The sequence below is a fragment of the Microbaculum mangrovi genome (assembly GCF_051390635.1).
GTDB lineage: Bacteria > Pseudomonadota > Alphaproteobacteria > Rhizobiales > Tepidamorphaceae > Microbaculum.
Window position 1 is genome coordinate 1 of sequence record NZ_JBPODT010000005.1, and the last position, 13,750, is coordinate 13,750.

Genomic DNA, 13,750 nt, shown 5'->3' on the forward strand with positions numbered 1-13,750 from the left:
ACCGTGCGAAGAAGGTACTAGGCTCATGGCCGTCGGAAACTAGCGTCGATCCCGGACCACCAAGCCCAAGCGCTTCAATGGCCGTCGGAAACTAGCGTCGATCCCGGACCACCAAGCCCAAGCGCTTCAGCGCGTCGCGCGTCGCGCGTCGCGCGCGGACCACCAAATCCAAGCGCTTCGAGCCACCGGATTCTCTCACGCAAAGCGGACCGCTTTTTCAAATCCGGGCCATGCCACTATGGACCGCACCATCGCATTAGAAACGCCCCGCATGATCAGCATAAAACAGTATGATTTCTGGCGTCGGAACCGGTGCGCTCCCTGCGTCGGTGCCTGGTCGGGGACGCATTTCTGGACGTTCCCGCGCACATGGTCGGCGGGTTCCTTCCGGTCGCAGCGAAATCCGCGAACGACGTTCTCGCAGGTTTGTTCCGGATTTTAGGATGAGGCTAGGCGGGAACGCCGCTTTCGGTTTCCTCGAAGAAACGTTTCATGTTTGTAAGAGCTTGCCGGACATGCTGGCGGAGACGTGCCTTTCCCGTCTCCACGTCACGATCGAGGGCGATGTCGCCCAACTCGAGATGCTCGGAAAGACTGACGTCGCTTGACTGCATATACTTCGCGGCCACGACAAAATATCTCGACGATTGCGTGAAGATCTGGCGGCAGTACTGCATTCGCCGCTCCGAACCACAACCGGCTATGAGAGCCGTATGAAATCCAGCATGAATCGCCAACCAGCCACGCGCGTGTTCCGCACGCTTGCTTGTGCCCGCCTCGGCGACGAACTTCCGCATCAGATGTTGCGCCCGCAGGATACCAACCTCCCAGTCGACGTCTCCCTGCTTCATGGAAGTTTCGAACGCCGGAAGCTCCAGGTCCAGCCGCAGGGCGGCGAGATCCTCCAGGTCCTCCAACGAAAGGCGGCACACGGCATAGCCTTTTCGAGCACTGCTGGAGACGAGTCCCTCGTTCACGAGTTTCGGGAGCACCTCTCGTATTGTGGTCTGGCTAACTGAATAGCGTTCCTGCAGTTCGTGGATCTTGAGTTGCAGACCTGGTTTCAGCAGCCCTGTAATAAGGTCAGCACGCATGCGTTCCTGAGTTGCGTCGGCCTTTGTTGGCTCTTTTATCTCTACGTCGTTCGTCATTTGCCTCGGTCGTCCGGGTTAACTCATTGAGCGCGAATTTCTCTCGCGAATGATCATATCAAACACACTTGATAGCAGGAAGCCCGCCGTCTGATATGTTTCCGGTCTCATGTGTAACGGCGTGCCGCCCCGGCGACACGCACCTGGGTATCCCCGCCCCCCTGGAACAGGGCCATTGTGTTGCAGTCGATCAGAGAGCTGAAGACGTACTCCGGCGCTTCACCGCGACCCCGAGCGACGTCCCGTATTCCACGCCACAGGGTGACAGGTACCGCGAGCGCAAGCTCCCCGGCGGCATTGGACGCCGGGTCTTAAACCACGCGCGCGACGGCCGAGCGCGCCCCGGCAGCGCCGAGGCACTAGGGCGGCGCCGTTCCCGGCGCGGCCATGTCTAGTAGCGCTGCAGGCCCAGGTCGCTGACGTCGACGTCGGGCGTTTGGCCCGAGATCAGGTCCGCGAGCACCCGCGCCGAGCCGCAGGCCATCGTCCACCCCAGCGTGCCGTGCCCCGTATTGAGATACAGCCCGCCGATGCGCGTCGCACCGACGATCGGAGGCCCGTCCGGAGTCATCGGCCTGAGGCCACACCAGAACGTCGCCTTGTCCATCTGACCGCCTCCGCCGAACAGGTCGCCGACCGAAAAATCAAGCGGGCCTCGCCGGCCGGGCCGCAGCGAAAGGTCGTATCCGGCGATCTCGGCGGTGCCCCCCACCCGGATCGACGATCCCAGCCTGGTGATGGCGATCTTGTAGGTTTCGTCCATGACCGTGGAAACCGGCGCGCGCGCCTCGTCCGCAATCGGCAGCGTGATCGAGTACCCCTTTACCGGATAGACCGGCAGGCGCAGGCCCAACGGGCGAACGAGCGCAGGCGAATAGCTGCCGAACGCCACCACGATCGCATCGGCATCGATGACGCCCTCGCTCGTGGAGACGCCCGTTGCGCGGCGGCCGTCGTGCAGGACCCCGGAAACCGTGACGCCATAGCGGAAATCGACCGACGCGGCGGCGATCTCGGCAAGGTTGCTGGTGAACACCTGGCAGTTGCCGGTTTCGTCTCCGGGAAGACGCAATCCGCCGACGAACTTCTCACGCACGTTGGCGAGCGCGGGTTCCGCGGAGACGCAGCCGTCCCGGTCCAGGAGCTCGTGGCGGACGCCGTACTGCCTCAGCACCTCGATGTCGCCGCCGACGCCGTCGACCTGCTTCTGGGTACGGAACAGCTGGAGTGTTCCCCGGCTGCGCTCGTCGTAGGCGATGCCGGTTTCCGCGCGCAGCGCCTGCAGGCAGTCGCGGCTGTATTCGGCAAGCGGCACCATGCGCCCCTTGTTGACCGCGTATCGGGCCGCGGTGCAGTTGCGCAGCATCTGCACGAGCCACGACCACATCGTCGGATCCAGGCGCGGACGGATGGCGAGCGGCCCGTGCTTCATCAGCAGCCACTTGACGGCCTTGAGCGGCACGCCCTGGTTGGCCCACGGCGATGCGTAGCCGGGCGAGACCTGGCCTGCATTGGCGAAGCTCGTCTCCATCGCCGGACCGCTCTGCCGGTCCAGCACCGTAACGTCATGTCCGGCCTTGGCGAGATAATAGGCGGAGGTCACGCCGATGACGCCTCCGCCGAGAACGACGACTTTCATTCCGGTATCTCCCGCTTCAGGACCTGACCCGCCAGGTGGCGCAGCGCCGCCCGGCAGAACGCCGCGCTTCGAATGGGCCCGCTTGGATTGGATAGAGAGCGCATCCGGCGAACATCCTTCGCCCGGAGGCCATGCGTTGATTTTGGGTGTGCTGCTCGAAGGACCGGAACGGCGCCTGCTGGAGCCAGTGCGAAGGGCCCCGGCGCACAGGAACCCGGGGCGAAGGCGGCGCCGTCAAGCCGCGCGCCTGCCCCCTCATGCGCCGTGCGCGTTCCGCTGAAAATCTGGAAGCCTTCGGCTGTCGGCCGACAGCCTGCGAATTGCGTTGTCATCACGCGTCTCCACCGAGTCGCCGGTGGCGGACCCGGAAATCAAGATCGAATTGTGTGGTGCTTGGATTTCCGGCCCCCGGTCGACGGCCTCACGGCCGCGCCAGGGCTATATGCGTGCGATGAGGCTGCCCGCGTGATTGCAAAATCTCACGCGACGCCTGGAAGGCACTCGACGGAACAGTCTCTTGAACACGAAGGTCAAAACCATCGTATGACAACGCGATTAGCGACCGGACAATACCTTTTTTGTCCCGCGTTGCAAGGCTGAGCCGCTCCGCGAAGATCGCGTTCGCGCAGACCGCCGCCACGCGAAGACCGTCACCACGCCAAGCCCGCCGCGCCCTTTCCTCCGGCCGTGAGCGGCCCTAAGATCGGTTTCCGCATGGGAAGTTATTTACATTCAAAAATTAGAATGTGACTATGGGCCCCGCGAGGTGCCTATCGTCGGGTGCCTGCTTCGGGTGCCTGATGCTGGCAGCTGTCGGGGCGATCCGTCAGGGCCGGATACTGAGAAGGCCGGATGACGAGAAGGACCGGAATGACGAGCCGTTTCATCTCCAGCGAGATCTACCGGGAAACCGGCTACGGCAGCAATCATCCGCTCGCCATCCAGCGCATCGGCACCGTGCTGTCGCTGTGCGAGCAGCTCGGCTGGCTCGAGCCGCAGGGCGCGCGCGCCTATGTCGACAGCCCCGTCGCCACCCTCGACGACCTGCTCAAGCTCCACGCGCCCGACTATGTCGCCGCCCTGCAGGCGGCCGAGAATGGCGGCGGCGTCAGCGCCGCGATGCGCGAGCGCTACCGCATCGGCACGATGGAAAACCCGGTCTTCAAGGGCCTGTTCCGGCGCGCCAGCACCTCTGTCGGCGGCTCCATCCTGGCAGCCCGGCTCGCGGCCGAGGGCGGGATCGCCTACCACCCCTCGGGCGGCACGCACCACGGCATGCGCGACCATGCCAGCGGCTTCTGCTACTTCAACGACCCCGCCTTCGCGGTCCTGACCTTCCTGGAGCAGGGCTTCGAGCGCGTCCTCTATGTCGATCTCGACGCCCATCACGGCGACGGCGTCGAGGCCGCCTTCCGCGGACATGACGACGTGTTCCTGATCTCGGTCCACGAGGAGAACCGCTGGCCCCACACCGGCCGGCTCGAGGACCGCAGCACGGGCAACGCCCGCAACATCCCGGTGCCGCGGGAGCTGAACGACACCGAGTTCGATGTCCTGCTGGACCAGGCGGTGCTGCCGCTGGCGCGGCAGTTCGCGCCGCAGGCCGTGGTCGTCACCTGCGGCGCCGACGGGCTGGCCGGCGATCCGCTGTCGGCCATGGCGCTCAGCAACGGCTGCCTATGGGACGCGGTGATGCGGCTTGCCGCGCTGTCGCCGTCGACGGTGGTTCTGGGCGGCGGCGGCTACAATCCGTGGACGGTGGCACGCTGCTGGGCCGGCCTATGGGGGCGGCTCTCGGACCAGGCCATCCCCGATGCGCTTCCGCCCGAGAGCGTCGCGTTGCTTCGCGCGCTCGACTGTGATCTCGTCGACGACGAGGACAGGTTGCCGCGCTGGTACACGACGCTCGTCGATCCGCGCAACGATGGGCCCGTCCGCGAGCGCGTCAACGAGATTGCCGCCGCCGTTCTGGCGCCCGCCGCCCCGACGGGCCCGGCGCCACACGCGGCAGACGCCGGGACTGCGGCCAGGTCTGGGACCGGGACTGGAACCGGAACTGGGACAGGAACCGGGACAACCCGGCTTTCGGAGGACGTGTCGGCATGACGGACTGGCTTCAGCGCGTTTTGGCGATCGAGGATCTGGAGGACGCCGAGTTCGATCCGGGCCTCGTCGCCGACATGGAGGCGGCCGCGCGCGCGGCGACGAACCGCCCGATCCGGTTTTCCACGCCGACCTTCAAGGAATACGACAGCAGCGAGATCAAGGGCTGCGGCAAGAACAGCTTTCCCGCCTTTTCCATCACCGGGGCGGCCTGCGCGCTCGACTGCGACCATTGCCGCGCCAAGATCCTCGAGCCGATGATCGCGGCGACGAAGCCCGACGTGCTCGACCGCAAGGTCCGCGACCTGATCCTGATGCAGGACCTGCAGGGGTTCCTGCTGTCGGGCGGTTCGAACCGGCGCAACGAGATCCGCTACGAGCGGTTCTATCCCGTCATCGAGAACCTCAAGCGGGACTTCCCCTATCTCAAGATCGCCATCCACACCGCGCTGACCGACGAGGCCGGCGCCAGGCGCATGGAAGCCGCGGGCGTCGACACCGCGATGATGGACGTGATCGGCGCGCAGGCGACGATCCGCGACGTCTATCATCTCGACCGCCCGGTCGAGGATTTCGAGGAAACGCTGGCCGCCCTCACCGGAACCTCCATGGAAATCTCGCCGCATATCGTCGTCGGCCTGCACTACGGCGAGATCCTGGGCGAGCCCACCGCCCTCGACATGGTATCGCGCTACCCCGTCAACGCGCTGGTGCTGGTCGTCGTCATGCCGTTCTACGCCAAGCCCGGCACCTTCGCGACGCCGGCGACCGGCGATGTCGGTCGGATCTTCCTCGAGGCCCGGCGGCGGCTTCCGGACAAGCAGGTGCTGCTCGGCTGCGCCCGCCCGGCGGGCATGCACAAGCGCGTCACCGACGCCTACGCGGTGATGGCCGGGCTCGACGGCATCGCCTTCCCGGCCGAGGGCGCCGTCGCCGTTTCGAAGGCGATCGGCCGCGACTATCACCAGGAGCACGCCTGCTGCTCGATCAAGATCGGCGCCAGGATGGAGGGAGGCCTGGCCGCGCGGCGGCTGACCTCGTGCAGCGCATGACCGCGGGTGCGGACATCGATGTCCTGGTATCGGGCCTCGGCCCGGCGGGCGCCGCCGCCGCTGCGGCCGCCGCCGAGGCGGGCGCGCGGGTGCTCGCGGTCGAGCGCAACGCCGAGCCCGGGCTGCCGGTGCAGTGCGCCGAATTCGTGCCGACGATGGTCCGCGCCGAGGTCGCGACCGTCGGCGCGTCACGCGTCCAGGGCATCGACCGGATGGAGACCTTCGTCGGCGACGGTGACGCCGACCTGACGCCGAACTTCATGGGCTACATGATCGACCGCGCGCAATTCGACCGCCAGATCGTCGACCGCGCCAGGGACGCCGGAGTCGACTGCCGTTTCGCGACGCCGCTGCGCACGCTCTCGCCTACCGGCGCCGCCACGGTCGGTACCGGCCTCGCGGTCCACCCCAGAGTGATCATCGGCGCCGACGGTCCGCGCTCCCGCGTCGGCGCCGCGATCGGCTGCCCGAACGTCGATCTGGTCGAGACCCGGCAGATCACCGTCGACCTGCTGACGCCGCACACGGGCACCGACATCTTTCTGCGCCCGGAGATCGTCGGCGGCTACGCCTGGCTGTTTCCCAAGGGCCGGCTGTGCAACATCGGCCTCGGCGTCGTTCCCGCCGAAAAGCACAGGCTGAAGCCGCTGCTCGACGCGCTGCACGCCGAACTCGTCGCCGCCGGCCGCGTCGGCACGGCGGTCCATCGCCACACCGGCGGACTGATCCCGGTCGGCGGCATCGTCGGGCCGGTCGGGACGCTCGGCGACGTCCCGGTGCTGTTGTGCGGCGACGCGGCCGGGCTGACCAACCCCGTCACCGGCGCCGGCATCAACGCCGCCGTCATCTCGGGCCGGCTCGCCGGACAGGCCGCCGCGGCGCGGATCGCCGGCGAGGCCGAGGCGCTCGACGACTACGCCGAAGAGATAGAGGACCTGTTCGGGCCGTCGCTCGCGCTTGCGCGGAAGCGGCGGTCGCGGCTCCTCCACACCTATGCCCGGCAGGGGCGACCGCAAGAGGCGGATCTGCGCGGCGGCTGGATCGCCTATCCCGAGTACTGGCGCGACGAAAGCCGGACTCATGGCGGATCGACGGTCGAACCCGCGATCGGGAGCGAAGCGAGGGAAATGGCATGACCTGTTTGAAACCGGAAAACGCCGGCCCCGGCGCGATCGGCGCCGGCGGCCTGGACTACAATCCGTACGACCTGATGGAGCCGCGCGCGCCCGGCAGCGTGCCCGCCGCGTTCCGCAACGGCCGTCCGGTCAAGGACAACGACATCGCGCCGCAGGGCCACTATTTCCCGAACTACAACATCCTGACCCCGCACATGCGCTCGCCGGACTACGTCCAGATGTCGACGGCGGCGGCGATCACGCTCGGCCTCGTTCAGGGCAAGATGCATCGCTGCGCCTGCACGCGCTGCCTCAACCTGCTGCTGACCTATCCGGAGGGCTGCCGCGCTAATTGCGCCTATTGCGGCCTGGCCCGCCACCGCGAAGCCGAGCGCAACTACGCCGACCGCAACTTCATCCGGGTCGACTGGCCGGCGGTGCCGATGGCCGAGGTGGTCGACATCGTCGCCCGCGACGTCGCCGCGTCACCGTTCCACCGCATGTGCATCTCGATGATCACCCATCCGCGCTCCGACGAGGACACGGTGACGGTGCTCAAGACCTGGACCGACCGGATCGATCCCGACGCCATCCCGATCTCGATCCTGTCGAACCCCACGACGATGACGCGCGACGACGTCGCCCGCCTGCGCGAGATGGGCTCCGACATCTTCACCGTGGCGCTCGACGCCGCGACCCCGCAGCTCTTCGACCGCACCCGCGGCAAGGGCGTCCAGTCGCCGCACAGCTGGAAGAAGTACTGGGAGGTCCTGATGGATGCCCGGGACATCTTCGGTCCGCAGAAGTTCGGCGCCCACATCATCGTCGGCATGGGCGAGACCGAGCACGACGTGATCGCCCTGGTGCAGCAGCTTGTCGATCTCGGCGGGCACTCGCACATGTTCTGCTTCTTCCCCGAGAAGGGCTCGCTGATGGATCACCTGCCCGCCACGCCGCGCGACCAGTGGCGGCGGGTGCAGCTCGCCCGCTACCTCATCGACTACTGCGGTGTGCGGATCGACCACATGGCCTTCGACGAGACCGGCCGGATCGTCGACTTCGGCCTGAAGGGCGCCGAGCTGGACGCGATCATCGAGTCCGGCATCGCCTTCCGCACCTCGGGCTGCCCTGGCAAGTTCGCCGAGGACATCTCGGCCTGCGACCGGCCCTACGGCGACTCGCCGCCCAGCAACATCGCCAGCTATCCGTTCGCCCTCGAAGACGTCGACATCCGCAAGGTGCGCAGCCAGCTCGGGATGGACCGGCCCGGCGAGACCTACGTTCCGGGGGAAGAATTCGAAGGACTCGACGACTAGGGAGGTCGACCATGAACACGGCAGCCGCACATAAGCCGTTTCGCGTCATCGACACGGGCATCCGCCCGTGTCGCGAACAGATTGCCTTCGATCAGGCGCTGATCGAATGCCACAAGGCGGGCACCATCCCCGACACGGTGCGGTTCCTACAGTTCCCGCCCTCGGTGCTCGTGGGACGGCACCAGGCGATTTCGCAGGAACTGAACCTGGATGCCTGCCGCGAGGCCGGCGTCGGCATCGGCCGGCGCATCACCGGCGGCGGCGCCCTTTATCTCGACGAGGGCCAGTTCGGCTGGGAGCTCGTCTTCCGCAGGAGCACGCTGGCGATCGACAATCTGGGTGACCTCGCCCGGGAAATCTGCGAGGCCGCCGCCGCGGGCCTGTCGAAGCTCGGCATCGACGCCCGCTACCGCCCCCGCAACGACATCGAGGTCGACGGCCGCAAGATCTCCGGCACCGGCGGCTTCTTCGACGGCTCGACCATCTTCTACCAGGGCACGACCCTGGTCGACATGGACGCGAGCAGGATGGCCGCGCTGCTCAACATCCCGGCCGCCAAACTGGCCAAGCGCGGCGAGACCAGCGGCGTGCAGCGCGTCGTCACCCTGAGGGAGCTGTTCGGCGGCACTCCGCCCGCGATCGCGGAGGTGAAGCAGGCGCTGCTGGAGGGCTTCGCCGAGCGCCTCGGCATCACACCCGAGCACGGCGACATCACCGCGGACGAGGAGCAGACCAGCCGCCGCCTGTTCGACGAGGACATCGGCACCGACGCGTTCGTCTACGAGATCGACGACCCGGCCGGCCGCGCCGACGTGCTGACCGGCAGCCACACCGGCCGCGGCGGCACCATCACCGCGCATCTGCGCCTGGAAGGCCCGAACCAGGACCGCATCCGCGAGATCGTGATCACCGGGGATTTCTTCGTCACCCCGCCGAAGACGGTGATGAACCTGGAGGCCGCGCTGCGCGGCGCGCTGCTGGCCGACGTCACCGAGGTGATCGACACCTTCTTCGCCGAAGCGCAGGTCGGCCTCCTGACCGCCGCGCCCGCCGACTTCGCCACGGCGATCGGAAACGCCACCGCCCCGGAAACGGCCCAGTCCCCGGAGACATCACCCCAGGGCGCCCCCGCCACGACCGGCTGACCGCGCCCCTCGGACAGAGGTCGCCCGGACCGGAAGCCCGCAGGCGATCCCGACAACGGGATCCCTGCGACTGCTCGGGACTGGCGGACGGTCAGCGGCGATGACGCCGCATTCGGCGGCCGGTGTGCTGTTCCAGCGCCGTTTCCAGAATGCTCAACCGCCGTTCAGTGATCCGCTCGATGCGCTCCGCGTCGGCCAGTTCGATCGCCTCCAGCATTTCGTTCGTCAGGTCCAGCGACAGCTCCAGGTCCTCCCGCGTATGCAGCGTGCGGTGGCGCAGCGGCTCGACCCAATGCAGCAGCTGGTCCATCAGCTGGCGCACCAGAACGTTGCGGGTCGCCTCGGCCATGGCCAGGTCGAAGCGCATCGTCGCGATGATCACCAGATTGACCGCCTGTGCGGAGATCTTCTCGCCCTCGGGCGGCAGGCTGGCACGCCCGAAGACGATGGCGGAGCGCATCCGCTCGAAATCGTCGTCGCCGGCATAGCGGGAGGCGATCTGAACGACCCACGGCAGGATCAGCCGCCGCATCTCCAGCGCATCGTCAATTTCGCCGGGGCGCATCTGCGGCATGTCGACGATGATGTCGAAGGGCACATCCTCGCTGACGACGAAAATGCCGCCGCCCGACCCGGGTTTCACGGCGAGCACCCCCTGCTCGACGAGAATACGGACAGCCTCGCGGACGGTGGGGCGGCTGACCTCCATCTTTTCCGCCAGCCGCCGTTCCGAGGGCAGCCGGGAGCCGACCGGAAAGTCTCCCGAGCGGATCGCGTCGGAAATCAGGCGCGCCACTTCCTCGCTGGGCAGCAGCACCTTGACGGGCTGAAAGTACCGATCGTTCATGCGGCTGTCTGCAGTCGTGCCCAGACCCTTGTCATACCTACGCACCGAGATAGGCCTTCTCGATCGCGGGATCTCGCGCGATCTCCTCCGTGGTGCCTTCGGCGACCAATTCACCCAGTTCCATTACATAGGCGCGATGGCCGATACGCAACGCCTGTTCGGCGTTCTGCTCCACCACGAGAAAGGTCGTTCCGTCCCGCCGGTTCAGCTCCGCGATCGCGTCGAACATGGATTGGAAGATCAGCGGCGCCAGACCCAGCGAAGGCTCGTCGAGCAGGATCAGCTTCGGCCGCGCCACGATCGCGCGGCCCACGGCCAGCATCTGCTGCTCGCCGCCCGAGAGCGACCAGCCCAACTGGTTCTGGCGCTCCTTCAGCCGTGGGAACAGCTCGTAGACCTCCCCCAGCGCCCGGTCGAAGCCGCCCGGCGCACGCTTGGTCGCCGCGGTGACGGCGACGATCAGGTTCTCGCCGACCGTCAGCCCGGGAAAGATGCGCCGGCCCTGCGGGACATGGCTGATCCCCGCCGTGACCACCTCCTCGGCCGCCAGGCCGCCGAGCGGCCGGCCTTGCATCAGGAGGTGCCCGGACATCGGCCGCACCAGTCCCGATATCGTGTTCATGAGCGTGGTCTTGCCGGCGCCGTTCGCGCCAAGCACGACGACGATGCTGCCGGCCGCAACGGTGAGGGACAGGTTCTTCAGCACCGGCATGCCCGCGTAGCCGGAGGTCAGGTTCTGGATCTCAAGCATGGCGGCGTCCCAGATAGGCGGCGATCACGTCGTCGTTGGCACGGATTTCCTGCGGCGTGCCCTCGGCGATCTTCTGCCCGAAATTCAGAGCCACGATCCGGTCCACCAACTGCATGATGAAACGCATGTTGTGCTCGATCACGATGACCGAGATCCCCTGCGCGGCCACCTGACGGATGGAATCGGCCAGGTCGTCGGCCTCCCCTTGCGACAGCCCCGCGCAGGGCTCGTCCAGCATCAGTACCTCTGGAGAGGCCGCCAGGGCTCGCGCGACCTCCAGCAGGCGCCGCTCGCCATAGGAAAGCGAGGACGTCTCGTCGTCGAAGCGGTCCGCGAGACCGACGAATTCCAGATACGTCCGCGCCGTCTCGCGCGCCTCGTCCTCTTCCCGCCGGGCGGATGCGAAGCCGAAGACCGTCCCGAGCAGCGAGCTGTTCATCCGGCAATTGCGCCCCACCATGACGTTCTGCCCGATGGTAAGCCCGCCGAAGAGCTGCAGGTTCTGGAAGGTCCGCGCCAGGCCCGCCCGTGTGATCTGGTTCGGCGCCATGCCGGTGATGGCGGCGCCGTTGAGCGTGACGCGACCAAGTTCCGGCGCGTAGACGCCTGACAGCACGTTCAGCATGGTCGACTTGCCCGATCCGTTCGGGCCCACCAGACCGAGGATCTTGCCCCGGTCCAGGCTGAAGCTGACATCGCTGAGCGCGGTCAGCCCGCCGAACCGCTTGGTCACGCCGGAGACGTCGAGCACCATGGTCATAGGCCGGCCTCCTTCGCGCTGCGTCGCGGCATCCAGCGCCTGAGCCGGCGCGGCAGCCCCGCCAGCCCCTCCGGCAGAAGCAGGACCGAGAGCCAGATCGTGATCCCGAAGGCGACGAGGTAATACTCCTTCACGAAGCGCAGGGCCTCGGGCAGCGAGATGAACAGGATCGCGCCGAGGATCGGGCCGATGATGGTGCCGCGCCCGCCGATCAGCACCATGGCCAGCAGGATCACGGTCAGGCCGAGGCTGAAGAATTCGGGGCTGATGAAGCGCACGGTATGGGCGTAAAGGCTGCCCGCGATCCCCGCGATGATCGCGCTGAGGCCGAAGGCCAGCATCTTCATCCGCGAGATGTTCACCCCGCAGACATCCGCCGCGATCTCGGAATCGCGGATCGCGTTGAAGGCCCGGCCGTACCGCGACCGCTTCAGTTTCCAGGCGAACGCGATGGTCAGGAGGGCGATGACCAGCAGCAGATAGTAGAGCGGCACCGGCTGGCGGAAGGAGAAGCCCAGGATCTCGGGCCTCGGAATCCCGGCGATGCCGTGCGAGCCGTTGGTGAGCCATTCCATCGACCGGATGACGACGCGGATCACCTCTCCGAGCGCCAGCGTCAGCAGGGTCAGCGAATGGCCCTTGATGCGTAGCGCCGGGATCGAGATCACCACCCCGACAATGCCGGTCAGCACCGCCGCCCCGATCAGGCCGACCATGAAGGGTGCGCCGGTCGAAGTCACGAGGATCGCGCTGGTATAGGCGCCGATGGCGAACAGCCCGATATGCCCGAAGGACAGAAGGCCGGTGAACCCCAGCAGCAGGTCGTAGCCCGAGGCCAGGATGATGAAGATCAGCACCTGATGCGCGACGCCGAGATGGTAGTTCGAGCCCAGCACGAAGGGCAGCAGCGCGGCGCTGGCCAGCGCCAGCGCCAGCGCGGCGAGGCGCATCCGGTTGTTTGCGGTGTCGGTCGTCCACCCGGTCATCACAGCTTCTCCGCGATGCGCTCGGGAAAGAGACCGCGCGGCATGGCCAGCAGCACGACGATGACGATCAGGAAGGCGATCACGTCCTTATATTCGGACGAGATGTAGGCGGCCCCCAGCGCCTCGATGATGCCGATGATCAGGCCGCCGAACACGGCGCCCTTGAGCGAGCCCCATCCGCCGACGATGGTCGCGGCCAGCCCCTTCAGCATCAGCGAGAAGCCCATGGTCGTGGTGACGATGAAGAGCGGCGCCACCAGGAAGCCGGCCAGGCCGGCCAGACCGGCCGAGAACAGATAGGCCAGGGTGCGCATCCGGCGGACCCGGATGCCCATCAGCCGCGCGGCGTCGGGATCCTGGGCCGTGGCCTGCAGGCGGTAGCCGATCGTGGTCCGTGTCAGGCCCAGGTGCAGGACGCCGATCAGCACGGCGGTGATGGCGATGATGAGCAGATTGTGCGGAAACAGGGATACCCCGCCCAGGGAGATGATGCCGCTGCCGAAGAAGGTGGGCAACGTCAGCGGGTACGGCCCCCAGATCAGGACGGCCAGCGCCGCCATGCTGACCGAGACGCCGATGGTCGCCGTGACGGTGGTCAGGAAGTGCTTTCCCTCCAGCGGGCGGAAGACCACCCGCTGGAAGACGTAGCCGACGCCGACCGAGAAGACCACCGCGCCGATCAGGGCCAGCCACAGCGGCCAGCCCAGGCCGACCAGCATCACGCCGAAGAAGCCGCCATAGGTCACCCATTCGGCATAGGCGAAGTTGACGACGCCCGCCGCCGCGATGGTCAGGGTGAAGCCGAGCGCGACAAGGGCATAGATGCAGCCGATGGTCGTCCCGGCCAGCAGCACCTGGATAAAGGTATCCATGTCCGCGCCGCCG

12 protein-coding genes are annotated in these 13,750 nt (G+C 67.1%); 5 read left to right on the forward strand and 7 right to left on the reverse strand.

The window, feature by feature from the left end:
• Nucleotides 1-449 precede the first annotated feature (449 nt).
• Nucleotides 450-1,151 (reverse strand): GntR family transcriptional regulator, encoded by a 702-nt coding sequence (locus tag ACSF9G_RS20715; RefSeq protein ID WP_436644049.1) that lies wholly within the window; start codon nt 1,149-1,151, stop codon nt 450-452.
• Nucleotides 1,152-1,542: 391 nt separating this feature from the next.
• Nucleotides 1,543-2,790, reverse strand: a complete 1,248-nt coding sequence (locus ACSF9G_RS20720; RefSeq protein WP_436644050.1) for a D-amino acid dehydrogenase — start codon at nt 2,788-2,790, stop codon at nt 1,543-1,545.
• Nucleotides 2,791-3,660: 870 nt separating this feature from the next.
• Between ACSF9G_RS20720 and ACSF9G_RS20725 the strand changes: the two genes are divergently transcribed.
• Genes ACSF9G_RS20725 through ACSF9G_RS20745 form a run of 5 tightly spaced genes read left to right on the forward strand, consistent with a single transcriptional unit; the run spans nt 3,661 to nt 9,521 of the window.
• Nucleotides 3,661-4,896, forward strand: a complete 1,236-nt coding sequence (locus ACSF9G_RS20725) for an acetoin utilization protein AcuC (RefSeq protein ID WP_436644051.1) — start codon at nt 3,661-3,663, stop codon at nt 4,894-4,896.
• Complete coding sequence (locus tag ACSF9G_RS20730; RefSeq protein WP_436644052.1) at nt 4,893-5,945, forward strand: radical SAM protein; 1,053 nt, start codon at nt 4,893-4,895, stop codon at nt 5,943-5,945. The genes ACSF9G_RS20725 and ACSF9G_RS20730 overlap by 4 nt, the downstream gene beginning before the upstream one ends.
• Complete coding sequence (locus ACSF9G_RS20735) at nt 5,942-7,081, forward strand: geranylgeranyl reductase family protein (RefSeq protein ID WP_436644053.1); 1,140 nt, start codon at nt 5,942-5,944, stop codon at nt 7,079-7,081. The genes ACSF9G_RS20730 and ACSF9G_RS20735 overlap by 4 nt, the downstream gene beginning before the upstream one ends.
• A complete protein-coding gene (locus ACSF9G_RS20740) occupies nt 7,078-8,376 on the forward strand; it encodes a radical SAM protein (protein ID WP_436644054.1) in 1,299 nt (432 codons plus the stop codon). Before ACSF9G_RS20735 ends, ACSF9G_RS20740 begins: the two co-directional genes overlap by 4 nt.
• 11 nt (nt 8,377-8,387) lie before the next feature.
• Nucleotides 8,388-9,521 carry a lipoyl protein ligase domain-containing protein gene (locus ACSF9G_RS20745; RefSeq protein WP_436644055.1) on the forward strand — a complete coding sequence of 378 codons (1,134 nt, stop codon included), beginning with the start codon at nt 8,388-8,390 and terminating at the stop codon, nt 9,519-9,521.
• Nucleotides 9,522-9,612: 91 nt separating this feature from the next.
• Here ACSF9G_RS20745 and ACSF9G_RS20750 read toward each other — a convergent pair whose 3' ends face one another.
• Genes ACSF9G_RS20750 through ACSF9G_RS20770 form a run of 5 tightly spaced genes read right to left on the reverse strand, consistent with a single transcriptional unit; the run spans nt 9,613 to nt 13,737 of the window.
• A complete protein-coding gene (locus tag ACSF9G_RS20750; protein WP_436644056.1) occupies nt 9,613-10,368 on the reverse strand; it encodes a FadR/GntR family transcriptional regulator in 756 nt (251 codons plus the stop codon).
• Nucleotides 10,369-10,405: 37 nt separating this feature from the next.
• Nucleotides 10,406-11,119, reverse strand: coding sequence for an ABC transporter ATP-binding protein (locus ACSF9G_RS20755; RefSeq protein WP_436644057.1), 714 nt, complete (start codon nt 11,117-11,119; stop codon nt 10,406-10,408).
• On the reverse strand, nt 11,112-11,873 hold the full coding sequence (locus tag ACSF9G_RS20760; protein WP_436644058.1) for an ABC transporter ATP-binding protein: 762 nt from the start codon (nt 11,871-11,873) through the stop codon (nt 11,112-11,114). The genes ACSF9G_RS20755 and ACSF9G_RS20760 overlap by 8 nt, the downstream gene beginning before the upstream one ends.
• A 2-nt stretch (nt 11,874-11,875) precedes the next feature.
• Nucleotides 11,876-12,865, reverse strand: a complete 990-nt coding sequence (locus ACSF9G_RS20765) for a branched-chain amino acid ABC transporter permease (protein ID WP_436644059.1) — start codon at nt 12,863-12,865, stop codon at nt 11,876-11,878.
• Nucleotides 12,865-13,737, reverse strand: coding sequence for a branched-chain amino acid ABC transporter permease (locus tag ACSF9G_RS20770; protein ID WP_261618170.1), 873 nt, complete (start codon nt 13,735-13,737; stop codon nt 12,865-12,867). Before ACSF9G_RS20770 ends, ACSF9G_RS20765 begins: the two co-directional genes overlap by 1 nt.
• Between the last annotated feature and the right edge of the window lie 13 nt (nt 13,738-13,750).

What these genes read in the sequence shown, in the direction of transcription:
- ACSF9G_RS20715 (WP_436644049.1), bottom strand. Translation starts at nt 1,151, where the DNA reads ATGACGAACGACGTAGAGATAAAAGAGCCAACAAAGGCCGACGCAACT.
- ACSF9G_RS20720 (WP_436644050.1), bottom strand. Translation starts at nt 2,790, where the DNA reads ATGAAAGTCGTCGTTCTCGGCGGAGGCGTCATCGGCGTGACCTCCGCC.
- ACSF9G_RS20725 (WP_436644051.1), top strand. Translation starts at nt 3,661, where the DNA reads ATGACGAGCCGTTTCATCTCCAGCGAGATCTACCGGGAAACCGGCTAC.
- ACSF9G_RS20730 (WP_436644052.1), top strand. Translation starts at nt 4,893, where the DNA reads ATGACGGACTGGCTTCAGCGCGTTTTGGCGATCGAGGATCTGGAGGAC.
- ACSF9G_RS20735 (WP_436644053.1), top strand. Translation starts at nt 5,942, where the DNA reads ATGACCGCGGGTGCGGACATCGATGTCCTGGTATCGGGCCTCGGCCCG.
- ACSF9G_RS20740 (WP_436644054.1), top strand. Translation starts at nt 7,078, where the DNA reads ATGACCTGTTTGAAACCGGAAAACGCCGGCCCCGGCGCGATCGGCGCC.
- ACSF9G_RS20745 (WP_436644055.1), top strand. Translation starts at nt 8,388, where the DNA reads ATGAACACGGCAGCCGCACATAAGCCGTTTCGCGTCATCGACACGGGC.
- ACSF9G_RS20750 (WP_436644056.1), bottom strand. Translation starts at nt 10,368, where the DNA reads ATGAACGATCGGTACTTTCAGCCCGTCAAGGTGCTGCTGCCCAGCGAG.
- ACSF9G_RS20755 (WP_436644057.1), bottom strand. Translation starts at nt 11,119, where the DNA reads ATGCTTGAGATCCAGAACCTGACCTCCGGCTACGCGGGCATGCCGGTG.
- ACSF9G_RS20760 (WP_436644058.1), bottom strand. Translation starts at nt 11,873, where the DNA reads ATGGTGCTCGACGTCTCCGGCGTGACCAAGCGGTTCGGCGGGCTGACC.
- ACSF9G_RS20765 (WP_436644059.1), bottom strand. Translation starts at nt 12,865, where the DNA reads ATGACCGGGTGGACGACCGACACCGCAAACAACCGGATGCGCCTCGCC.
- ACSF9G_RS20770 (WP_261618170.1), bottom strand. Translation starts at nt 13,737, where the DNA reads ATGGATACCTTTATCCAGGTGCTGCTGGCCGGGACGACCATCGGCTGC.